At 42.0% G+C, this 21,888-nt stretch carries 20 protein-coding genes; 3 read left to right on the forward strand and 17 right to left on the reverse strand.

The features are described from left to right. Window positions 1–23 precede the first annotated feature (23 nt). Window positions 24–959, reverse strand: a complete 936-nt coding sequence (locus ACYP5M_RS18715) for a beta-ketoacyl-ACP synthase III (protein ID WP_101224116.1) — start codon at window positions 957–959, stop codon at window positions 24–26. 202 nt (window positions 960–1,161) lie between these two features. Between ACYP5M_RS18715 and ACYP5M_RS18720 the strand changes: the two genes are divergently transcribed. Beyond that, a complete protein-coding gene (locus tag ACYP5M_RS18720) occupies window positions 1,162–1,386 on the forward strand; it encodes a hypothetical protein (RefSeq protein WP_101224117.1) in 225 nt (74 codons plus the stop codon). Window positions 1,387–1,429: 43 nt separating this feature from the next. Here ACYP5M_RS18720 and ACYP5M_RS18725 read toward each other — a convergent pair whose 3' ends face one another. From ACYP5M_RS18725 to ACYP5M_RS18735, 3 genes are all read right to left on the reverse strand, one after another. Continuing rightward, the gene (locus tag ACYP5M_RS18725) at window positions 1,430–1,612 is read right to left on the reverse strand and encodes a ComZ family protein (protein ID WP_034314525.1); all 183 of its coding nucleotides are present in this window, start codon (window positions 1,610–1,612) and stop codon (window positions 1,430–1,432) included. A gap of 217 nt (window positions 1,613–1,829) precedes the next feature. Beyond that, on the reverse strand, window positions 1,830–2,663 hold the full coding sequence (locus ACYP5M_RS18730; protein ID WP_452444722.1) for a Rossmann-fold NAD(P)-binding domain-containing protein: 834 nt from the start codon (window positions 2,661–2,663) through the stop codon (window positions 1,830–1,832). Window positions 2,664–2,765: 102 nt separating this feature from the next. Further along, entirely contained in the window at window positions 2,766–3,488 is a 723-nt protein-coding gene (locus ACYP5M_RS18735) for a hydrolase (protein ID WP_434168872.1), read from the reverse strand. 295 nt (window positions 3,489–3,783) lie between these two features. Here ACYP5M_RS18735 and ACYP5M_RS18740 point away from each other — a divergent pair, with 295 nt between their 5' ends. Further along, on the forward strand, window positions 3,784–3,975 hold the full coding sequence (locus tag ACYP5M_RS18740) for a YjzD family protein (protein WP_048686917.1): 192 nt from the start codon (window positions 3,784–3,786) through the stop codon (window positions 3,973–3,975). Window positions 3,976–4,057: 82 nt separating this feature from the next. Here the strand turns inward: ACYP5M_RS18740 and clpB are convergent, their stop codons facing one another. The 5 genes from clpB to ACYP5M_RS18765 form a co-directional block, all read right to left on the reverse strand. Next, window positions 4,058–6,646 carry an ATP-dependent chaperone ClpB gene (clpB, locus tag ACYP5M_RS18745; RefSeq protein WP_452444723.1) on the reverse strand — a complete coding sequence of 863 codons (2,589 nt, stop codon included), beginning with the start codon at window positions 6,644–6,646 and terminating at the stop codon, window positions 4,058–4,060. A gap of 331 nt (window positions 6,647–6,977) precedes the next feature. Next, a complete protein-coding gene (locus ACYP5M_RS18750) occupies window positions 6,978–8,177 on the reverse strand; it encodes an FAD-dependent monooxygenase (RefSeq protein ID WP_101224121.1) in 1,200 nt (399 codons plus the stop codon). A 126-nt stretch (window positions 8,178–8,303) separates the two neighbouring features. Further along, the gene (locus ACYP5M_RS18755) at window positions 8,304–9,416 is read right to left on the reverse strand and encodes a cupin domain-containing protein (protein WP_452444724.1); all 1,113 of its coding nucleotides are present in this window, start codon (window positions 9,414–9,416) and stop codon (window positions 8,304–8,306) included. Window positions 9,417–9,446: 30 nt separating this feature from the next. Then, window positions 9,447–9,938: a DinB family protein gene (locus tag ACYP5M_RS18760; protein ID WP_101224123.1), complete on the reverse strand. Its 492-nt coding sequence runs from the start codon at window positions 9,936–9,938 to the stop codon at window positions 9,447–9,449. A 1-nt stretch (window position 9,939) separates the two neighbouring features. After that, window positions 9,940–10,887, reverse strand: coding sequence for a fumarylacetoacetate hydrolase family protein (locus ACYP5M_RS18765; RefSeq protein WP_459735391.1), 948 nt, complete (start codon window positions 10,885–10,887; stop codon window positions 9,940–9,942). A 392-nt stretch (window positions 10,888–11,279) separates the two neighbouring features. Between ACYP5M_RS18765 and ACYP5M_RS18770 the strand changes: the two genes are divergently transcribed. Continuing rightward, window positions 11,280–12,038 carry an IclR family transcriptional regulator gene (locus tag ACYP5M_RS18770; protein ID WP_101224125.1) on the forward strand — a complete coding sequence of 253 codons (759 nt, stop codon included), beginning with the start codon at window positions 11,280–11,282 and terminating at the stop codon, window positions 12,036–12,038. A 53-nt stretch (window positions 12,039–12,091) separates the two neighbouring features. Here ACYP5M_RS18770 and ACYP5M_RS18775 read toward each other — a convergent pair whose 3' ends face one another. From ACYP5M_RS18775 to argC, 8 genes are all read right to left on the reverse strand, one after another. After that, window positions 12,092–12,271: a YjzC family protein gene (locus ACYP5M_RS18775; protein ID WP_034314546.1), complete on the reverse strand. Its 180-nt coding sequence runs from the start codon at window positions 12,269–12,271 to the stop codon at window positions 12,092–12,094. A gap of 126 nt (window positions 12,272–12,397) precedes the next feature. Further along, window positions 12,398–13,357, reverse strand: a complete 960-nt coding sequence (gene argF, locus ACYP5M_RS18780) for an ornithine carbamoyltransferase (protein ID WP_434168868.1) — start codon at window positions 13,355–13,357, stop codon at window positions 12,398–12,400. Then, window positions 13,354–16,473, reverse strand: coding sequence for a carbamoyl phosphate synthase large subunit (locus tag ACYP5M_RS18785; RefSeq protein ID WP_427573842.1), 3,120 nt, complete (start codon window positions 16,471–16,473; stop codon window positions 13,354–13,356). The genes argF and ACYP5M_RS18785 overlap by 4 nt, the downstream gene beginning before the upstream one ends. After that, window positions 16,466–17,548 (reverse strand): carbamoyl phosphate synthase small subunit, encoded by a 1,083-nt coding sequence (locus ACYP5M_RS18790; protein WP_101224127.1) that lies wholly within the window; start codon window positions 17,546–17,548, stop codon window positions 16,466–16,468. The genes ACYP5M_RS18785 and ACYP5M_RS18790 overlap by 8 nt, the downstream gene beginning before the upstream one ends. Window positions 17,549–17,629: 81 nt before the next feature. Next, the gene (locus ACYP5M_RS18795; protein ID WP_459735392.1) at window positions 17,630–18,781 is read right to left on the reverse strand and encodes an acetylornithine transaminase; all 1,152 of its coding nucleotides are present in this window, start codon (window positions 18,779–18,781) and stop codon (window positions 17,630–17,632) included. Beyond that, the gene (gene argB / locus ACYP5M_RS18800; RefSeq protein ID WP_101224129.1) at window positions 18,778–19,551 is read right to left on the reverse strand and encodes an acetylglutamate kinase; all 774 of its coding nucleotides are present in this window, start codon (window positions 19,549–19,551) and stop codon (window positions 18,778–18,780) included. Before argB ends, ACYP5M_RS18795 begins: the two co-directional genes overlap by 4 nt. A gap of 12 nt (window positions 19,552–19,563) precedes the next feature. Continuing rightward, on the reverse strand, window positions 19,564–20,796 hold the full coding sequence (argJ, locus tag ACYP5M_RS18805) for a bifunctional ornithine acetyltransferase/N-acetylglutamate synthase (RefSeq protein ID WP_452444725.1): 1,233 nt from the start codon (window positions 20,794–20,796) through the stop codon (window positions 19,564–19,566). Between the two features lie 16 nt (window positions 20,797–20,812). After that, window positions 20,813–21,850: an N-acetyl-gamma-glutamyl-phosphate reductase gene (gene argC / locus ACYP5M_RS18810; RefSeq protein ID WP_434168863.1), complete on the reverse strand. Its 1,038-nt coding sequence runs from the start codon at window positions 21,848–21,850 to the stop codon at window positions 20,813–20,815. Between the last annotated feature and the right edge of the window lie 38 nt (window positions 21,851–21,888).

Below are 21,888 nucleotides of genomic sequence, written 5' to 3' on the forward strand. Positions count from 1 at the left end.
GCTCTTACGTTTTGCTTCTTCTTTTATTTACCCCACCTAAGAGCGATCGCTCCCCATGTAAGGCCACCACCAAAACCGACCATGACGATTAAGTCATTGTCCTTGATTCTTCCTGCTTCCATTTCTTCCACAAGGGCCATTGGAATGGACGCTGAAGAAGTATTTCCATATTTATGAATCGTTTTTGTCATTTTTTCAAGCGGGAGATCCAAGCGTTCCCTAGAGGCTTCCATAATTCGTATATTAGCTTGATGCGGGACAAGCAGATCCACATCTTCTTTAGTCAAACCAGCTTTGTCCAAGACACCCAGGCTGGATTCACCCATCTGACGGACAGCAAATTTAAATACTTCACGGCCATTCATATGAATGAAATCTCCTTCTTGTAATAAGTGCTTCCCACCGGTTCCATCTGCGCCTAATTCAAAGGAAAGGACTCCTTTGCCTTCAGATACAGGTCCAAGTACAACTGCACCAGCTCCGTCACCAAAAAGTACAGCAGTATTGCGGTCTTCCCAATTGGTTACTTTCGAAAGTTTTTCAACACCGACAATCAGCACATGCTTATATGCACCTGTCTTAATAAATTGCTGTGCCGTGATCATTGCATACATAAAACCGGCGCATGCAGCACTTACATCCATTGCTGCTGCCTTCATCGCTCCCAATTTCTCCTGAATCATGCAAGCGACTGAAGGAAACGACTGATCCGGTGTAACAGTGGCTACAAGAATTAAATCTATCTCTTCAGCCAAAATTTCCGCATTTTTCAATGCAGCTTTTGCGGCTTCATAGGCCATATCTGATGTATCAATATCATCTTTGGCAATTCTTCTTTCCTCAATACCCGTCCTAGTCCGAATCCACTCATCGGAAGTGTCCATAATTTTCTCTAGGTCCGCATTTGTAACGATTTTGTCGGGTAAGTAGCGGCCAAGCCCTAGTATTCCAGCATTCATCTTGCCATCCCCTTATATTTTAATGAGTTATTATAATCATCTATTATTACCTGGTACTAATTTTATATAAAAAAAGACTTCCTTGCAAGAGTTAACAATTTGAAAAGCTAAAGAAATCTCTTTCGGAAGTCGGACAAGCGCCTATGCCAAGGGAAATTTGGGACATACATTATAAATAAAAGGAGAATAGGAGGAATTCATTTTGGACATCTTCAATCGCAACCGGGAGAGAAACACGGATGATCATTTTTCTAATTTGATGTTTGGCAGGAAAAATGAACCGGAGCAAGAGGAGGAAGCGCAGGTTGATTACATGCAATTGATGGCGAGCGTTGAAACATTGATGGGCTTATACAGTCAATACAAACCGACCATTGATAAAATCAATCTGAGCCCCTTGATCGCCAAGTTCTTGAAAAAAGAATAAAAAAATTCAAAGGCTGCCCTTTTAACGGACAGCCTGCCTTTAATTAACGCTGAGCATCTTGTTTACCAAGCTCATAAGCTTCTTGCATAACGCTTTTAAAGAGCTCCATGAATGGCTCTGCCATCTCCATTGAGAATGGAATCCCGCTTGCTTCAAGCTTCGCTTTAGCCTCTGGGAAGTATTTCATGGCGATTCCCATAAATTCAAGAGTTTTATCTGAACTCATTCGCATTTCCCCCTATCTTTTGAATATTCATCAATTGATCATTTTGATGCCAAAATAAGCTCAATATTATCATAATTCCACTGAACCCTTTCGTAAAGGGCGTACATATAAAATCATGAATATCTTTTGATGTAATTCCTATCCTTGAACATTATAGTACAAGACATATAGATTAGAGGCAAATATACAGTTTTGTCCTTCCCGAATAACAAAAATGTCAATCACGCTTTCTCCACGTTTTAAGTAAGTTTAATCGTTTATTATGTTTTCTCTGTAATGCAATGCCTTCTTCCGGTTCCATTTTGCATTGCACTTCAAATAATGTTCCTTTATTGATTTTCGTTGTTGATTGGGAAGTGAATGAATCCATACTTTCACCAAATATTAACTTGGCACATTTATCCCAATGATCGTCGATACTGCTGCACAATTGGATGTCCCTATCGGAACTTGTGGCAAGCACCGCTTCCAAAGCATTTACAAAATCAGTGATGTAGAGAGCATCTCCGTTATATTCGGCAGCAATTGCCGCTTTGATATCAGACTGTCCAAGCTGATTGATTCCAGCTTCAAAACTCATGCCTTCCGATTGCCAAGGTCCATAAATCGTCGGTAAAAATATGATTTTTGCAGAATCCATTTCACGAATCGAGCTTAATATCGACTGAAATATACCGACCTCTTTTTCAATGGGCATGAAAAGAACGAAATTTGGCGTTTCATTCTTGCCATTTTTTTTGCATTTCTCGATGAAGGAAACGATTTCTCCTATTACAAAATCGATTTGGTCCATTTTTCCGCTTTTAATATCGTAACAAGATATGAACACCGTGTCCTGCTGTGAAATATCCAATAATTTAAGTTTATTTATCGGAAAGTATAAATAATTTGAATTCCTGCCTATTTCAAGTTCCTTTTCTTCCTTAATATATTGACTTGCTTCGGAATCATCCCAATCGATTCCGATTACTTCTTCACCTTGGTTCAAAAAGAATTGAGTCACATAGAATCCCACGAATCGATAAGTGCCAATGACAATGTTTGTTTGCATAAATACAGCCTCCTCGTATGCCATCAAGCCCACTTTACCCGGCACGTCTAGTTTTTTTAGATGCTGTATCGTATGCAAACCATTGTAAAAATATATCTCTTCTCATAAAGTCTCTTCATTCTCATTGAAAAACTTCTGTATTTGATAGGGGATTTTATAACGTTTTTCGGGCAATATATACGTCAGCTGCAAGTCTGCTTTTCTAGCCAGCTGGATTTGCCGATAAAGGGAGGCTTGCTCTTTCCGTAAGCTTCCAAAAACCTGAATCACTTTCATGGGGATATTCTCTGCGATCATTGAATCTTCAGTATCCAGTATATGCTGTTCACATTCTGCCGGATCGAGCTCATATGCAGCAGCGACCTCGGACAGCCACTTTTTATAGAAGAACTTATTTTCCTTTTCTTTCTCCAGTTGTGCTTTCAAGGAAAAAACCGGATCTATCAAAACGACGGACCGTATTTTATTACCAAGTTGATTCATTAACTTTAAGGCAAGGAGTGCGCCTGTCCCCTCTGCCAATATATGAACCCTTTGATTGACTATTTCTTTTTTCATGAACAGAATATATAGGTTAAGGGAAAGCTCGAGTGCTTTAGGACTGCCCCAGTTGGCTCCATAAAAATTGGATGAAAATAGGGTGTATCCGTATTCCTTTAAATATTCCAATATCTGCAGCCTGCCAGGATGCTGCAGCCAAAAGCTGCTGTCTTTTTCGACAAAATGACTACGGTCTCCAATTACCATTACGGAAAAACCACTGGGCCGCTCTGGATAATAGATGATATTCCATTGGTCATCAATTTGAAAAGTTCGTTGTTCCATCGTTCAAACTCCTTTAAGGAATATTACTACTACTATATTAATTTATGACGAAAAATAGAAAGGGTCAGTGGAAACGCCTAACTTCTTATCTTAAATTAACCAAGCACGGAGGTTTTGCTTTTATTTTTTCCTTATGATTTCCCCTTTGAAGTTTGAAACCAACTAGTCTGCCTGAAAAAGTTCTCTTATGATTTAATGTATTGAATTATTTAAAGGTTATTATTAAAAACACGTTTTAACTGTATATTAATTATGGTAAGATAAAAATGAATGTAGTGGAATGAGGTGAAATTCGATGCGTTATGCTTGGACAATTTTTTGGACATTCTTATTAGTGCATATGACTGTATATGTTGTTTCTTCCATGATCGGAGTTTCATACGATGCTGCGCAGGGAACGATTTTAGGATTAGCTGCTGCTATCCTGATTTGCATCATCCCTGCTATCATGCCTGCTGGGCCAGCTAAAGACTCTCATCAACATTAAGAAGCAAAAGAGGACATCCTTTATAGGATGTCCTTTTTGTTATACCGTACTTCGCTTACGGGTAAACTACATTTCAACGTTTTTATATGAGAACCAATTCATCATGATCATAATCAATCGTTATTCCTTCTTTAATCTCAACAGTCCCGGCAATGATTTTACGGGCGATTTTCGTTTCCAGATGCTTTTGGATGAATCGCTTCAGCGGTCTTGCCCCATATACCGGATCATATCCTTGTTCCGCAATGAATTCCTTAGCCGCTTCAGTAACATTCAGGTCTATATTTTGTTCAGTTAACCTTACTTGTAATTGATGAACCATTTTATCTACGATTTCCACGATTTCTTGTTTCGTCAGAGGTTTGAATAAAACAATGTCATCAACGCGATTCAAAAATTCCGGACGGAAATGCCCTCTTAACTCTTTAAAGACCTGATCTTTTATTTCTTCTTCAATGCCGCCATCCACCCGGTTGGACTGCAATAAGAAATGGGATCCGATATTGGAAGTCATGATGATAACCGTATTTTTACAGTTGATTGTTCTTCCTTGGGAGTCTGTTATCCTTCCATCATCCAGCATTTGCAGCAAAATATTGAAGACTTCCGGATGCGCCTTTTCAATCTCATCCAATAATATGACTGAATATGGGTTTCTCCTAACAGCCTCCGTAAGTTGGCCGCCTTCCTCAAATCCAACATATCCAGGAGGTGCACCAACAAGGCGGGACACGGAATGTTTCTCCATATATTCCGACATATCGATTCGAATCATATGTTCCTCACTATCGAATAACGTTTCTGCCAAAGCTTTTACCAATTCGGTTTTACCTACACCCGTTGGCCCAAGAAAAATGAATGAGCCGATTGGTCTGTTTGGATCTTTAATTCCAGCCCTTGCTCTTAAAACAGCATCGGATACGAGTTCCACCGCTTCTCCTTGACCTATTACGCGTTCATGAAGGATATCAGATAGGCGAAGCAGCTTCTCCCTTTCACTTTCCACCAGCTTGCTAATCGGAATCCCCGTCCACCTTGCAACAATCGAGGCAATTTCCTCCTCCGTCACTTCCTGGCGAAGCAATCGTGATTCCTGTTTTTCCTTTTCCAATTCGTCTTCCATTGCGTCCAATTCTTTTTGAAGCTGCGGAATCCTTCCATGCCGAAGTTCAGCTGCCCGGTTAAGGTCATAGTCATTCTCTGCTTGTTCCAGTTCATGACGCAATTTCTCAAGCTCTTCACGTTGATCCTGCACCTTTTGAAGCACTGATTTCTCCATTTGCCACTTCGATTTCATGCTATTCGCTTGATCCTGAAGTTCTGATAGTTCTTTTTGAAGCACTTCCAGTCTCGCCCTGCTTTGAGGGTCCTCCTCATTCTTCAAGGCGGCCTCTTCAATTTCAAGTTGCATGACTTTTCTCGTGATTTCATCCAACTCGGATGGCATTGAGTCGATTTCCATTCGGATCATCGCACATGCTTCATCCACAAGATCTATTGCTTTATCCGGTAAAAATCGCTCCGTTATATATCGGTTCGAAAGGACAGAGGCCGCAACGATCGCCCGATCGTGTATCCTGACGCCATGGTGAATTTCAAACCGTTCCTTTAATCCCCGCAAAATTGAAATCGTATCTTCAACATCCGGTTCGGGAACCAGAACCTGTTGGAAACGGCGTTCCAGAGCCGGATCCTTTTCAATATATTGCCGATATTCATCAAGGGTCGTTGCACCGATACAATGCAGCTCACCGCGTGCAAGCATCGGCTTTAACATATTTCCGGCATCAAGGGCGCCATCCGTTCTTCCTGCACCGACAATTGTGTGCAATTCATCAATGAATAATAGAATTTTACCGTCACTCTTCTTGATCTCATTCAAGACCGCTTTTAGGCGTTCCTCAAATTCACCGCGGAATTTGGCGCCAGCGACAAGCGCACTCATATCCAGTGAAAAAACGGTCTTGTCCTTTAATCCCTCAGGCACATCCTTCCTGACGATCCTTTGTGCCAGCCCCTCGACGATGGCTGTTTTACCTACTCCGGGTTCTCCTATTAATACAGGATTATTTTTCGTTTTACGTGAAAGGATCCTGATGACGTTACGGATTTCCGTATCACGGCCGATTACGGGGTCGACATTCCCCGATTTAACCTCAGCAACGAGATCTCTCCCGTATTTTTTCAGTACTTCATAAGTGCTTTCAGGATTTTGACTAGTCACTCGCTGATTCCCCCTTATATCGTTTATTACCTGTTTTGCTTTATCATAATCAATTCCATATGATGAAAAAAGCCTGTTCACATTCGTTTTATTGTCCTGCAGCGACGCAAGGAGTATATGTTCGACAGATAAGTATTCATCCTCCCACATCTGCATTTCCTTTTCGGCAGCCGTCAACATTTGCTGCAGGGAGGATGACATGTAAACCTGGGAAACACTCCCGCTCACTTCCGGTAATCGATCCAGTTCCTTATTTAGCTCTATATCAAATAGATTCATCGGTTTACCAGATTCCGATAAAATCCTGATTAATAAACTTTCATCCTGTTCCATTAATGTTTTTAATAAATGAAGCTCCGTCAGCTCGGGATTCCCTCTATCTTTGGCTAGCTCCTGGCCGCCGATGAACGCCTGTTGGGTTCTCTCCGTCATTTTATTAATATCCATCTTAAAACCTCCCATTCATCTATATCATGAACGAATTCCCACTCGGTTTGACCAAATTTGACCTTTATATTTTCATTATACTTCTAATTTTCCCCATGTAAAGAAAAGTTACTAAAAATGCAGGAGTATGGAAGATAAACGGAAAAAGCCTTTCTTCATATAGAAGAAAGGCTTTTTCCGTTTGTACAATTTGGTTGATTTCCTATCCAGGCACTCGCTTTCCGCGGGCGGTCCGGGAGCCCCCTCGGCGCCTTTACGCCTGCGGGGTCTCGTACACCCGCTCCAATCATCTTTGTTTTAACTTTTAGATGCATGGATGAAACAAAACGGATTATGCTTTCACGGCCGTTTTATTATAACCATGAAATTCATCGATGAATTGGAAATCCTTATCCGTCCGACCTGCAAGGATCGTATCTCGGAGCAGAATGCCTGCATCGGTCGTGTTGTGGATGATTTCCCCCCACATTCTTGCGCTCGATTGAACATTAGCCGTGCGCGGTATGCGTTCCTCTTGATATTCCAAAAATGCCTGTTCAATGTCATTCCCATGCTTATGAAGCATATCCGACAAATAAGCTGCATCTTCTAAAGCCTGGCAAGCTCCTTGTGCCAAGTATTGAAGCATCGGATGTGCCGCATCTCCCATAAGCGTAATTCTTCCTTTTGTCCAATTATCAATTGGTAAACGGTCATACATTGGCCAACGGCGTTGCCTTTGAATGAATGAAATCGCATTCTGAACAAGCTCACAAGTTCCGGCAAACACACGGTCCATTTCTTCCGGGGTTCCCCATTGATCTGTTTTTTCGTTTTCTTCCGTATATTGAGAACTTTTGAAGACCACTACTTGGTTGTACAGTTCTCCCCTTCTAACCGGATATTGAACAAGATGAAGGTCTGGGCCAATCCACATATAAACATCATCTAAATCTCCATGGCTCGTAACCTCTTCCATCGGGATCGCTCCCCTGTATGCAACATATTGTGAGCAGACCGGCTGATCTTCCACAAAAAGTTTCCGTGCCTTGGACCATAATCCATCGGCTCCAATGACAGCAGTTCCTGAATGTTGGGACCCGTTGGCAGAAGTAACCGTCACTTCACCTTCATTTTCTACTGTCTCAATAATGGTTTGATTCGTAACCAGTTCGATATACGGGTTCTTTTCACATGCTTCAGCCAGTACTTTATGCAAATCGGACCGATGCAAAACAACATATGGAGCTCCATATCTTTCTTTATAAACATCACCTAAATCCAAAGCGGAAAGTTCTTTTCCGGAAAATGCATCCATCAGCACCAACCTTTTTGGAAATACTGCAATTTCATTGATTTTATCCATGACGCCTAAACGCTGCAAGACGTTGGTGGCATTTGCTGCGAGCTGAATGCCTGCACCGATTTCGCCAAACTCGGGAGCTTGTTCAAGGACTTTTACATACTGTTTTGTTTCTGCGATTCCTAAAGCAGTTGCCAATCCGCCAATTCCCCCACCGATAACGATGAATGGTTTATTTTCTGTGTACATCATAAATTCCCCCTATATTAGTTGCTATTAGCCAATGTTGCGGACCACACACAGTAAGCGTTTTCATTCGACTGGCATTCCATATATTCATCAGGACCTAAGCTGAAGATTCCAAACAGATTATTTTCAAACCAAAACAGGCTTGAATTCACTTTCAACCTTTTGGTAACCATCGTTTGCGTCTAATGCCTGTTGCTGCTCCAAATCGAATCTCTCCATTATTGGTAGGTCGTTTACCGAGAATAAGTAAGAATCCGCTTCTGCAACGTGCTCATGCCATGCCCAATTTGGAACGACGAAATAATCTCCCTTGGACCAGTCAAAGCGCACTCCATTAATGACCGTATAGCCTGATCCTTGGTGCACTTGATATATTGTGGAATGGGTATGGCGATGTGCTTTCGTATGGAAACCTTTCGGAAGCTTCTGCATCCATGCCCCCATCGTCGGATTGGCCGTTTGGCCATTTGATGGATTGATATATTCAACGGCGAAACCATCATATGGGTCCGGTTCGAAATTCATTAATCCTTCTATCGCTGCTTTGGTCCCTTTCCACTTGTAGTTGGCAAGCGGTGCCACTTGTGAATAACGGTCGGATACTGGACGAACCATTCCGCCTTGATAACGGAGCTCTGAAAAATTATCGGGCCGTTTAGGCGTTTCAATCCGATCAGGATATGGTTCAAAGAAAGTGCCGCCTATGGAGTAGATGGTTGGGATATCAAGGGCATCCATCCAAATCATCGGTTTATCGCCAACATGTCCATGACCATGCCATAGGTTTTTAGGCGTGATCAAGAAATCTCCTTCTTCCATGAAGATCCTTTCTCCCTGCACGATGGAGTAGGCACCTTCACCATTCGTGATGAAACGAAGTGCACTTTGGGAGTGACGGTGGGAAGGGGCCACTTCACCTGGCAGCAATAGCTGGACCGCTGCATATAGCGTTTGTGTTGTCGAAGCCCATCCCCAAGGCTGACGATAAGTGAGTCCAGGATTCTGAAAATAAATGGCCCTGCGCTCCCCACCTCGGTCAGGTGTGAATATTTCAGCTGCTTCCATCAATTTTTTTGTCAAAAGCTCTTCTTTCCATAAATAAGCATGCGCATGAGGTTTAGGTTCATGGTCCATCAGAGCGGGAATGGCTTCCCACAGCGGCCCAAGGTTATACTGCTGAATATCCTTTGTAAAATCTTTTACGATTGTACTATTCATGTATTCCGATTTTTCAGCCATATTAATCCCTACTTTCTTTTTTATCTTGCCTCACTGGATTTTAGAAAGATTTCGCTTTATTTGATCATAGTGTCCTGAAACATGCTCATCGATGAAGTGATCGACAATATAAGAAACTGGTTTGTTTCCGAATTTAGCGAAATTCCGGTGTGGCGATTCTTTGGATAGTGTTTCTTCATCTAAATTCCCGAGACTGCTCTCCACTTTATATTTAAGCTCCTCCACTTGCTTCATGACATCTTCGACAGCAAGTTTGTCTGTATCGGTGACTGCTGCCAAACGGGCTGGATCTTGCAATCCACGCCCCCATTCGGCTCCTGGCATCGCTATTACAGTTTCCACTTCACCTAACCAATAAGGAATGGCTTCAGCTAAATGGGAAAGTATCTGCATGATTGACCATTCATCCTCTGCTGGTTTAAATCGAATCGTTTCTTCCGGTAGGTTTGCCGCTGTCTCAAGAATGTGGTCGATTGATTGTTGAACCGATTGGATTGATGTCCCGATTTCCTGATAAGCCATTTTATTTTCCCTCCCCGACACGTCGCACACGGTTTTCAAGATAACCTATTTTGTCTATTTCGATTTTGACAACATCACCTTCTTTTAAGAACACTTGTGGATCACGTGCTACTCCTACCCCACCCGGTGTTCCTGTGAGGACGATGTCACCTGGTTCAAGAGTCATTAAGTTCGATAAGAATTCAACTAGATACTTCACATCGAATACGAAGTTGGATGTATTCGTTTTTTGGCGTTCTTCACCATTTACCGTTAATCGGACATTTAAGCCAGATGGATCGGAAAGTTCATCGGAAGTGACTAACCAAGGCCCCATCGGAGCGCTTCCTTCAACCGTTTTCCCTTGTAGCCACTCAAGTGTGCGCCGCTGGATATCACGGTAAGTGACATCATTCGCAATTGTATAACCAGCTACATAATCAAGAGCATCTTCTTTAGAAACATTACGTGCCCTTTGTCCGACTACAAAAGCGAATTCCGCTTCATAATCCAGTTGTTCAGAGATTGGGAAAAACGGTATATCATCCTGGGGACCGATTACTGTATTGGCGAACTTTGCGAATACCACAGGGAATGGCGGCAGTTCACGCCCCATTTCGGCAATGTGCTCACGGTAGTTATGTCCGACACAAATAATTTTGCTTGGCTTTTGGACAGGGGCCTCAAGCTTTATATTTTCAATTTCATGTACCAATTTATGTCTGAAGGAATCACGATTGTTAATAGCGTAGTCCGCAGCCTTTCGCGCTATGGAAAGGCTTTCATTCCCTCCCTGTAAAAACTCCTCCATTGTTGCAGGGACATACGCGTCAGCAATTTGTTCACTGCGAAGTTTCCCTTCGCTTTCAAGAAGCGCTTGATAGGCATAGTTCAAGTCAACTACTACATTATTCGGGTAAATTGCACCAATACGTTTAAAGCCTTGACTGCTGAAAGTTACTAATTTCATATTTCATTCTCCTTTATTTATCTGGATTTTTTTAATACCTCTTTTTGATGCCACCATCCTGATTCAGCTGGATTCGCTTCACATACCAGTATTTGAATGACTGTACATCTTCTTAATTTCACTTATAGATAACACTGTTCACTATTTATATAAATGATAACTCAATTTTCGGAATATTGTCAAGAAAGTATTGCAAATTTTTGTATAAATGTTATCATCTACACCATTATCAGCACTTCGGAATCAATAAAAACTGCGCTAAAGTTATTTTTTTAATAGAAAAGGATATTGATAGATTCAAGCAGCCGGCGGTTTTTCTGCTAATTTTCATTTAAATTTTACAGATTCTGATATACTAGACCTAAATTAAAACAGATTAGGGAGATTGATTTATGGAAATCGTAAAATCCGGTTCGACGATTCAATCATTACAAATAGGGATGAGCATCATAGATTTACTTGCTTCCCAAAGAACTCCTTTAAGATTCTCTGATATACAGGAATTAACGGAAATAACGAAAAGTAACCTCTATAAGTATTTGAATACTTTGACTCAACTGGAGCTACTATATCGCGATAAGACAACCGGTATGTATCATCTTGGGAGCAAATTGATTCAATACGGAATGGCAGCGATAGGAAATGAGGATGTAACGAGCAGAATAACTCCTTATTTACAGGAAATCAGTCACCATACTTCTTGCACGGTCCTTTTTTCCGTTTGGACATACGACGGACCAATAACTGCAAAAATATGGAATTCCAACCAAAACTTAAACATCGGGGCACAGTTAGGTACGCGACTCCCGCCATCATCCTCTTCCGGAAAGGTATTCACTGTATTTCAGGATCCTTCATTGACAGCGGAATGGATTGAAAAAGATCGTAATGTTACAGGCTCGTTCCTTAAAGAAACAAATGAATATGATGAAATTCGGAAATACAAAATAGCTTTTGCCAAAGAGCCACTTGTACCATCCGTTTCATCCATGTCCATTCCGGTTTTTAATTATAATTCGGAATTATTGGGGGCGATCACTGCCGTTGGGTTCACCGAGAGCATTCCTGATCATTATGAAGATCCTTTAAGCCATTATTTAAGGAAGTGCTGTTTGGAAATCTCGAATATATTCGGTTATTCCGCTGAATAGAAAAAAGCAGGAAGAAGGATTGCGATCATTCCTTTTTCCTGCTTTTAGATGTTTCATGGCTTCCGCTTATATGTCCATATCCGGTTATGATTGGATGTTTCAGGAAAAGAATCCCCTGCATCAAGCTTTACCATTTTCGGATTCACTACCGTACTGCCCGTTTCACCGATTTCTACGTAGGTCCCATTATTCGGAGCCTTCTGACCTGGCTTAAATTGACGATTTTGCCCCATAGATCTCACCCCTTTACATGCTTTCCCTGTTATTATTACCAGGTTCCTTCCTTTCATGTCAGAAAAATTAGGAAAGCGGCTTGAATCAAAAAAGCGTCCGCTCAGAGAGCAGACGCCTTTTTTTGGTTAAGACATTAAGTCCACTAGGACCGCCTTTTGGGCATGGAGACGATTTCCGGCTTGGTGAAAAACGACGGAATTAGGTCCATCGATGACTTCAGCCGTAACCTCTTCCTCCCGATGTGCAGGCAGGCAATGCATGAATAAGTAATCATCTTTAGCAAGTTTAACTAGCTCACCATTTATTTGATAATCTTTAAAAGCTTCCAAGCGAATACCATTCTCTATTTCCTGCCCCATGGAGGTCCAAACATCGGAATAGACGATATCTGCATCTTTTATTGCTTCCGAAGCTGAGGTTGTCACCAAAATTTCACTGCCAGTCTCTTCTGCCACTTTTTTAGCATATGCGACGACCTTTTCATCAGGTTTGTAGGCGTCAGGACATCCAATGGAAAAATCCATTCCCATTTTTGCACAGCCTACCATTAATGAATTGGCGACATTATTGCCATCACCGATATAACTCATCTTCAAGCCTTTTAGCTGCCCTTTTATCTCGATGATCGTCAAGAAGTCAGCAAGCACCTGACAAGGATGGGCAAGATCTGTTAACCCATTGATGACTGGGATAGAAGCATTTTCTGACAATTCCAGGATTTTCTCATGCTCAAAGGTACGAATCATGATGCCATCAATATATTCAGAAAGGACTTTTGCAGTATCGGAAATAGTTTCACCACGTCCAATTTGCAAGTCATTGCCACTCAGGAACAAAGCATGTCCGCCAAGCTGCATCATGCCCACTTCAAAAGAAACACGGGTACGGGTAGACGATTTTTCAAAGATCATCCCCAGCGTTTTGCCTTTTAAAGGCGTATATTCTTCACCAGCTTGCAATTTGCCTTTAATGGTCTGCGCCAGTTTTAACAAATCTGCAATTGCCGTTGGTGTAGACTCCTTCATGGTCAAAAAATCTTTTCCATTTAAAATCTTCGCTTGTGTCGGTGCCGTCATTGAACTCATACGTGTGACACTCCTTTCGAATATGGTACAAGCCATTCCTGAAGTGAGTTCACCCCTGGATCAGCATTTTCTACCGATTGTAGATAGGCCTTGAACGTCTCTTCTTCCGTAAATGCAAGCAGTCGGTATTTCGCTGCAAGTAACCTTAGCTTCTTATCTTCCTCTGTCGTTCCATATGCCAAAACTACCGCCGCATTTCCTTCATTTAACCATTTATCAAAATCCGAATTCCCCAATATCAAACCTGCTTCTTTGATTTGGTCTAACAAATCTTCACTTAATTGGACAGATTCTGATTGATAAACACCAGTAGTATGTTTAGCTTTTTGAGCATGGAATACTTTTGTCAAAGCTTCATTTACCGTTTCCCCGATGGCGATCCCTTCACCCGTTGATTTCATTTCCGGACCTACTTTCGAATCAAGTCCGCTTAGTGCAAATGTAGAGAATACGGGATATTTGACGACTGCATATGGAATTTCATCCATTAAGCCCGTTTTTTCGAACGCGTTCGACAATGAATATTTCCCAAGCAATATTTTTGTCGCTATTTGCACCAAGGAAACATCGGTCACTTTACTGATGATTGGAATTGTCCGACTTGCACGAGGATTCACTTCCAATACATAAACACTATTTCCCTCAATCACGAATTGGATGTTCATAAGTCCTTTATAACCAAGTTCACTAACTAGTTTTTTAGCATAAAGGGTCATTTTATCTTTGATATCATCCGTTAAGGATTGAGCTGGCAATAATGCCATGCTATCCCCTGAATGGACGCCTGCTTTCTCTATATGTTCGGCAATGATGGGAATGTATACATCATTTCCATCCGCAATCAAATCGATTTCGGCTTCCTTTCCTGGAATATAGGAATCGATCAACACTGGATAGACAAGTGCCGTTCCATTTGCCATTCTATTCAACAAGCTTTCCTTGGAGCGGATGATTTCCATTCCCTGGCCGCCAATTACATAGGATGGGCGTAAAAGCACCGGAAAGCCGATTGCCTCTGCACTTGCAATTAATTGTTCATCACCATTAGCCATAGAACCCGGTACATGCGGGATATCCAGTTTTTGAAGAAGCTGATAAAAACGATCACGATCTTCTAATTGATCAAGTGTATCGAAGGAAGTCCCCAACAAATTGACACCGTATTCTTCCAGGCCTTTTGCCAGGTTTATCGCAGTCTGCCCACCAAATTGGACGATAACATCTTTAATATCTTCCGCTTCTATTACATTAAGGACATATTCAAGAGTCAACGGTTCGAAATAAAGGCGATCTGCCGTCGCAAAATCCGTGCTTACCGTTTCCGGATTATTATTGATCATGATCGTTTCAACATTTTCATCCTGGAGTGCATATACACCGTGAACCGAACAGTAATCAAATTCTATTCCCTGCCCGATGCGGATCGGACCGCTGCCAATCATCAAGACTTTCTTTTTATCAGTTTTTTTCTGTTCGTTCTCACCAAAATATGTTGAATAGTGATAGTTCGTATGTGATTCGAACTCGGCTGCACATGTATCAACCGTTTTGTAGACAGCCGTAAGGCCCAGTGATTTGCGGTGTGCTCTCACTTCCATCTCACTTACTTTCCATACGGAAGCAAGATAGCGGTCGGAAAAGCCCTTTTCCTTGTATGTCTGCAGTTCATCCTTTGTTACCTGATCGATTGCCTTAGATTCAATCTCAAATTCATAATGGATCAATGACGCAAAGGATTTAAGGAAGAAATAATCTATGGCTGTCGCTTCATGGATTTCTTCAATCGTCACGCCTTTTCTAAGCATTTCAAAAATGACAAATATTCGTTCATCGGATTTTTCGGCAAGCTTTTCCCAAAGTTCAGGAACCGATTTATTTTTCAGCGATGATAGCTGCAGCCCAATCGTTTTCAATTCCAAAGAATCGACGGCCTTTTGGACTCCCCCTTCAAAGCTGCGGTGTAAAGCCATCACTTCACCAGTCGCCTTCATCTGTGTTCCCAATTTGCGGTTGGCGGTCGTGAATTTATCGAATGGCCACCTCGGAAACTTCACCGCTACGTAGTCAAGAGCAGGTTCGAAGCTTGAGTATGTGCTTTTCGTTACTGGATTGATGAGTTCCGATAAATCGTAGCCGACAGCGAGCTTTGCGGCAATGCGTGCTATCGGATAGCCTGTTGCTTTGGAAGCCAGTGCCGATGAACGGCTGACGCGCGGGTTTACTTCTATTAAATAATATTGCTTGCTATTCGGATCAAGGGCAAATTGAATGTTACAGCCGCCTATGATACCTAAAGCAGAAATGATTTTAATGGATGCGGCACGCAGCATCTGAAACTCATCGTCCGATAAAGTCTGTGATGGTGCCACGACGATCGAATCACCTGTATGGATCCCTACCGGATCGATATTTTCCATATTACAGATGGTAATGCACGTATTGTTTCCGTCTCGCATAACCTCATATTCGACTTCCTTATAACCAGCTATGCTTCTTTCAATCAAGCATTGTGTAATCGGGCTTTCTTGAAGTCCGCCCCGTACAAGTTCCTTAAAGATGTCCAGTGAATCGGCAATACCACCGCCAGTTCCGCCGAGTGTATAAGCGGGACGAACGATGATGGGGAAACCGATTTTGTCGGCAAAAGCCAGCGCTTCTTCAAGTGTATGGACAATCGTACTGTCGGGAACGGGTTCACCTATTTCAAACATCAACTCACGGAACAGTTCACGATCCTCCCCTTTTTTGATGGAATCGATCGGGGTTCCCAATAATTTGACATTATATTTTTCAAGTACTCCAGCATCATCCAATTGATAAGCAAGATTCAATCCTGTTTGACCGCCTAATGTAGCGAGCAGGCCATCCGGCTTTTCTTTGGAAATGATCTTTTCCAGTACATCAACTGTTAAAGGTTCGAAATAGACAGCATCCGCATTCATATCATCAGTCATGATCGTTGCTGGATTGTTGTTGACCAGTATGACTTTATATCCTTCTTCCTTTAAAGCAAGGCAGGCCTGTGTACCTGCATAATCGAATTCGGCGGCCTGCCCGATGACAATCGGCCCCGAACCAATCACTAAAATGGTCTGTATCGTGTCGTCCTTAGGCATAAGCTTTTTCTCTCCCGCTATAATCATTTATCATTTGTAAAAAGTCGTTGAATAGTAATGAACTCTCGATAGGTCCTGGATTAGCCTCTGGGTGGTACTGGGTAGTGAAGATTGGCAAGTCTTCATGCATGAGCCCCTCAACCGTGTTATCATTCACGTTTCTGAACCTCACCTGCAGTGATGTTCCTTGCAGGCTCGGTTCATCAACCTCATAACTATGATTCTGCGAACTCATATACACCTTTTTCGTTTTCAAATCGACCACGGGCTGATTCGCACCGCGATGTCCAAACAGCATTTTTTTTGTATTTCCGCCTAAGGCAAGGGCCGTTAATTGATGACCGAGGCAGATGCCCATCGTTGGAAAATTCGTAATGATCTTTTTAATGTTTCCTAAGAGGTATTCAAGCTGTTTTGGATCCCCAGGCCCATTTGAAAGCAAAATGCCATCTGGCTTCAAGTCCTTGATTTGCTCGAATTCCGTATCGAATGGTACGACAGAGACTCGGCAGCCTTGCTCGACCAATGAATCCAATATGGATTTTTTATAACCGAAATCCATCATCACAACGTGCTTGTCGCCTTCCCCAAAGCTCTCGATAACCTTTGTGGATACCTCAGCTACATGGGCTGATAAACCAATCAGGCCGGGTGCGACAGTATATTTTTCTTCTGCTGTGATGACTGCCTGCATGGAACCTTCCTGTCTTATATTCTTAACGACCGCTCTTGTGTCAACATGGCTTAAAAGAGGGATGTTCCACTTGTCTAAATATTCACCAAGTGAATATTCAGCCTGATAATGGGAATGGCTCATATTCCCTTCATATACAATCACACCGGCAACATGCGGCTTCTTACTTTCAAAATCATGTTCATTGATTCCGTAATTTCCGATTAGCGGGTATGTGAAGATGACAATCTGGTCCTTATATGAAGGATCTGTCAACACTTCTTGATATCCGGTCATTCCTGTGAAAAAGACAATCTCTCCAGTGATCGTTTTTTCAGTAGATTTAGTCAGCAGTTCCCCTTCAAAGACGGAACCATTCTCTAAATATAGATAGCTTTTCATGATCTTCACCTCTTTAGATGATGTATATTTATATATACAATAGCATAATTATTCATTTTGTTCTATAAAAATTCAATAAATTTAGATAGTTTGTTTTATTGCCAATACTTTTTTAATTTTATTTATCGCCCTATCGATCTCCGATTCGGTAACTGTCAGGGATGGGAGTAAACGAAGTACTTTAGGACCTGCACTCAATACAAGTAAGCCCTCTTCTTGCAGTTCCATTAAAAACACCTGAACATCTTGTTTACACTCAATTCCAACCATCATTCCCAGACCGCGAATCTCTTTCACTTCTTCCATGCCCTTCAATGCTTTTGCCAATTGGCTTTTAAGGTATTCAGCCTTTGAAACGGTTTCTTTTAAAAACCCTGAATGGAAAATTTCCTTTAACACAGCTTCAGCTGCTGAGACACTGACGGGATTACCTCCAAAAGTGGATCCATGACTTCCAGGGTTAAAAAACTCAGACAGCGCTTCCTTCCCAATCATCGCCCCGATTGGCAGGCCATTTCCCAGCCCTTTTGCAGAAGTGATGATGTCCGGTTGGATATTGAAATGCTGGAATGCGAATGGCTTCCCTGTACGCCCTATCCCCGTCTGAATTTCATCTATGATGATGAGAACTCCGTGTTCTTGGCATTTAGTTTGAATCGCGTCCAGATATGATTGCTGTACAACATGTATGCCGCCTTCTCCTTGAACGATTTCAATCATTACAGCTGCCGTATTTTCATCAATGGCTGCTGTCATCGCTTCATTATCATTAAATGGAACATATTCGAACGAAGCTAGCATCGGTCCGAAACCAGTCTTGATTTTTTCCTGCCCCGTTGCAGCCATCGTTGCAAACGTACGGCCATGGAAAGACTGCTGACATGTGACAATTTTGCTTTTCCCGGTAGCTTTACGTGCTAGTTTGATAGCTGCCTCATTCGCCTCGGCACCGCTGTTGGCAAAGAATACCTGACTTAAACCAGAGGCATCAGCCAGCATTTTTGCTGTCCGTTCCTGTATGGAACTTTGAAACATATTCGATACATGCCAATATTTATCAAGCTGTTCCGTGACGGCCGTTTTTACCTTCTCATGACAATGTCCAAGATTCACTACCCCGATTCCGGATGTGAAATCCAAATACTCTTTACCTGTTACACTCGTAATCTTCAATCCTGACGCTTTTCTTGGCTCAATGTTCCACCTTGCATATGTTGGAAATAAAGAACTCATTGTAATACCCCTTCCTCCTGAAGAAATTTCGTACCGATGAATTGACCGCCTTGATAAAAATGATCTTTCCCACTAACGATCATCACTTCTTCAATCCCTTTATTCAGCACCGACAACGCTGTATTGACCTTCGGGATCATTCCCCCATGGATACTTCCATCCATGATCATATTCTTCGTTTCCGTTTCATTCAATTTCTCGATGATCTGCCCGTTCTTCAAGACCCCTTTAACATCGGTTACAAATAAACACATATCGGCCGATAGTGCCTTCGCTACAGATCCTGCAGCCATATCGGCATTCACATTTAATTTAGTGCCATCTTCGGTAGTTGAAATGGGCGTCAATACCGGACAATAACCTTTTTCGAATAAAAGCCCGAATAATTCCGTATTGACTTGTTGTATTTCACCAACAGCCCCAAGTTTCTTTTCATCGATATAATCACCTGTGAGAATTCCGCCGTCTGAGCCATTTAACCCGACTGCCTTGATGCCATGAGCCTCCAATTTATGAACGAGGCTTCGGTTTGATTTGCCTGCCAGCATAAGTTCCACAATTTCCAACACTTCAGTGGTCGTTTTTCTTAACCCATCTTCAAATACAGGTTCAATTTCAAATTTTTCAAGCATTGAATTTATATCAGGGCCGCCTCCATGCACAAAGACGATATGGTAGCCGCGGTTTTGTAACTCTTTAACACTATTGAAAAACGACTCCGATAACTCGTTAATGATGCTGCCGCCGCACTTAATGACTAATATGTCCATACTTTTCACCCCTTACGAACGATAGCTTCCGTTTATTTTCACATAATCATAGGTTAAATCGCAGCCCCATGCCGTGCCTGATTCATTACCATCTTTCAAATAAACATGAATGATGATACTTTCATTTTCCAAGTATGCTTTGGCATCTTCCTCAGAAAACATTATTGGCTCACCATCTTTAAGTACGACAATGTCACCAAAAACGATCGTTGTTTGATCGGGATTGAATACCACTCCGCTTCTTCCCATCGCAGCAATGATTCGTCCCCAGTTTGCATCCGCTCCAAAAGCTGCCGTTTTCACTAGATTTGACCCAACGATCGTCTTCGCCATCATCTGTGAATCTTGCTTCGTATTCATGCCATGAACATTCACTTCTATCAGTTTTGTGGCACCTTCTCCGTCTTTCGCAATTTGTTTTGCGAGATTTTCCGAAGTTTGCTTTAATAATTCCAGGAAGATGGACCATTCCGGATGATCAGGTGTCAAAGGTTCATTGTTCGCTTCTCCGTTCGCGAGCACCAACACCATGTCGTTCGTTGAACAGTCGCCATCAACCGTGATTTGATTGAATGTATCATTGGTAATCGAGGATAGTGCCTGCTGTAAATCAGCCGGTTCAATTACAGCATCCGTCGTAATGAAGCCGAGCATCGTGGCCATGTTTGGATGAATCATTCCCGAGCCCTTTGCAGCACCGCCCATTTTCACGGTTTTGCCGTCAATGATTGTTTCATAACCACAGCTCTTCGTTACGATATCCGTTGTTAAAATGGCTGTACCAAAAGCTTCAGCAGCTTCAGTTGTATTTTCTGGCTGCAATGACGCTATGCCTTTCCTTACCTTTTCCATTTCCATGAATTCCCCTATGACTCCTGTTGAAGCCACTGCAAATGAATGGTCCTCCAAACCGAACTTTTGAGCCGCAAGCTTCCTCATTTCCTTTGCATCTTTTAAACCCTGTTCACCTGTACAAGCATTCGCACAAGCACTATTCACTACAATGCCGTGTAGTTTCCCAGTAACGGCAATGCTGTCTTTCGTTACATTGATTGGAGCTGCTTGAACTATATTTTGTGTATAAACGGCAGCGGCTGATGCTGGGACATCGGTAAAAATGATGCCAACGTCCTTTTTAGAATAGCGTAATCCTGCATGGACACCTGACGCTTTGAACCCTTGGGGCATTAAAATGTTTCCTTCTTGAATATGTTTGATTTCTTCAACTTGCTGTAGTGTATTCATTGTTTCCCTCCAAAGTTTACGGATATATCGGACTGTTCCATAGTCCTGCCGTTTCTTCTAGTCCCATTAAAATATTTGCATTTTGAATGGCCTGCCCTGCAGCACCCTTCACTAAATTATCAATTACCGAAACCACCGTTACCTTACCTGTCCTTTCATCATAATCGACGCCAATATCGCAAAAGTTCGATCCATATACCTGTTTCGTGGATGGAAAGCGATCAAGGGGCTGTACCCGGACAAATGGGTGGTTCTCGTATACGGTTTCGTATAAATCCTTTAATTCAACATTTGAGGTTTCCCGATTTACCTTAATATACATCGTTGCCATAATCCCTCTCGTCATTGGAACAAGATGTGTATTAAAGGTAATAGGTTGTATACCTGTTGACCATCGCCCAAGCTGTTGTTCGATTTCAGGTATGTGTTGATGTTGATTTACCTTATATATTTTAAAGTTCTCATTCATTTCACTATAATGGGTAACTGCCGAAGGTGATTTACCCGCCCCTGAAACCCCGGATTTTGCATCGATGATCACATCGGCAGCTGCTCCCGCCAATCCTTCAGTGAATAAAGGGGCAAGACCTAATAGTGAAGCGGTTGGGTAGCACCCAGGATTTGCAATAATCGTCGCTTTTTTGATTGCTTCGGCATTCCATTCAGCCAACCCGTATACGGCCTCTTCAATAATATGCTGAGGCGCGGCCGGCTTTTTATACCATTGCTCGTATTCACCTGGAGTTTGAAGCCTGAGGTCTCCTGATAGGTCGATCACTTTAATGTCAAGGTCAGAAAATTCCGAAATCAATTGCGAGGAAACACCGGAAGGAGTTGCAAGAAATACAATATCGGATTTTTTTGCAATCGCTTCCGGATCAATTTTTTCTAATGTATCTTTCATATGCATTAAATGTGCATTATCTTCATATAAACTTCGACCAAATTGGGATGAAGTATGCAATGATTTTATTTTAAATTGCGGGTGATTATTCAAAAATCTTATTAGTTCCATTCCTCCATAACCCGTTGCACCTACTATTGATACGTTCATAAAACCATCTCCTATAATTTCAGGTCCCTGTCATTCTT

Source organism: Peribacillus sp. N1, from assembly GCF_054600815.1.

What these genes read in the sequence shown, in the direction of transcription:
- ACYP5M_RS18760 (WP_101224123.1), bottom strand. Translation starts at nt 9,938, where the DNA reads ATGGCTTATCAGGAAATCGGGACATCAATCCAATCGGTTCAACAATCA.
- ACYP5M_RS18755 (WP_452444724.1), bottom strand. Translation starts at nt 9,416, where the DNA reads ATGGCTGAAAAATCGGAATACATGAATAGTACAATCGTAAAAGATTTT.
- ACYP5M_RS18750 (WP_101224121.1), bottom strand. Translation starts at nt 8,177, where the DNA reads ATGTACACAGAAAATAAACCATTCATCGTTATCGGTGGGGGAATTGGC.
- argB (WP_101224129.1), bottom strand. Translation starts at nt 19,551, where the DNA reads ATGGACATATTAGTCATTAAGTGCGGCGGCAGCATCATTAACGAGTTA.
- ACYP5M_RS18715 (WP_101224116.1), bottom strand. Translation starts at nt 959, where the DNA reads ATGAATGCTGGAATACTAGGGCTTGGCCGCTACTTACCCGACAAAATC.
- ACYP5M_RS18725 (WP_034314525.1), bottom strand. Translation starts at nt 1,612, where the DNA reads ATGAGTTCAGATAAAACTCTTGAATTTATGGGAATCGCCATGAAATAC.
- ACYP5M_RS18785 (WP_427573842.1), bottom strand. Translation starts at nt 16,473, where the DNA reads ATGCCTAAGGACGACACGATACAGACCATTTTAGTGATTGGTTCGGGG.
- ACYP5M_RS18770 (WP_101224125.1), top strand. Translation starts at nt 11,280, where the DNA reads ATGGAAATCGTAAAATCCGGTTCGACGATTCAATCATTACAAATAGGG.
- clpB (WP_452444723.1), bottom strand. Translation starts at nt 6,646, where the DNA reads ATGGATATTAATAAAATGACGGAGAGAACCCAACAGGCGTTCATCGGC.
- ACYP5M_RS18765 (WP_459735391.1), bottom strand. Translation starts at nt 10,887, where the DNA reads ATGAAATTAGTAACTTTCAGCAGTCAAGGCTTTAAACGTATTGGTGCA.
- ACYP5M_RS18775 (WP_034314546.1), bottom strand. Translation starts at nt 12,271, where the DNA reads ATGGGGCAAAATCGTCAATTTAAGCCAGGTCAGAAGGCTCCGAATAAT.
- ACYP5M_RS18795 (WP_459735392.1), bottom strand. Translation starts at nt 18,781, where the DNA reads ATGAGTTCTTTATTTCCAACATATGCAAGGTGGAACATTGAGCCAAGA.
- argJ (WP_452444725.1), bottom strand. Translation starts at nt 20,796, where the DNA reads ATGAATACACTACAGCAAGTTGAAGAAATCAAACATATTCAAGAAGGA.
- argC (WP_434168863.1), bottom strand. Translation starts at nt 21,850, where the DNA reads ATGAACGTATCAATAGTAGGTGCAACGGGTTATGGAGGAATGGAACTA.
- ACYP5M_RS18735 (WP_434168872.1), bottom strand. Translation starts at nt 3,488, where the DNA reads ATGGAACAACGAACTTTTCAAATTGATGACCAATGGAATATCATCTAT.
- argF (WP_434168868.1), bottom strand. Translation starts at nt 13,357, where the DNA reads ATGAGTTCAATGACGGCACCGACACAAGCGAAGATTTTAAATGGAAAA.
- ACYP5M_RS18730 (WP_452444722.1), bottom strand. Translation starts at nt 2,663, where the DNA reads ATGCAAACAAACATTGTCATTGGCACTTATCGATTCGTGGGATTCTAT.
- ACYP5M_RS18740 (WP_048686917.1), top strand. Translation starts at nt 3,784, where the DNA reads ATGCGTTATGCTTGGACAATTTTTTGGACATTCTTATTAGTGCATATG.
- ACYP5M_RS18790 (WP_101224127.1), bottom strand. Translation starts at nt 17,548, where the DNA reads ATGAAAAGCTATCTATATTTAGAGAATGGTTCCGTCTTTGAAGGGGAA.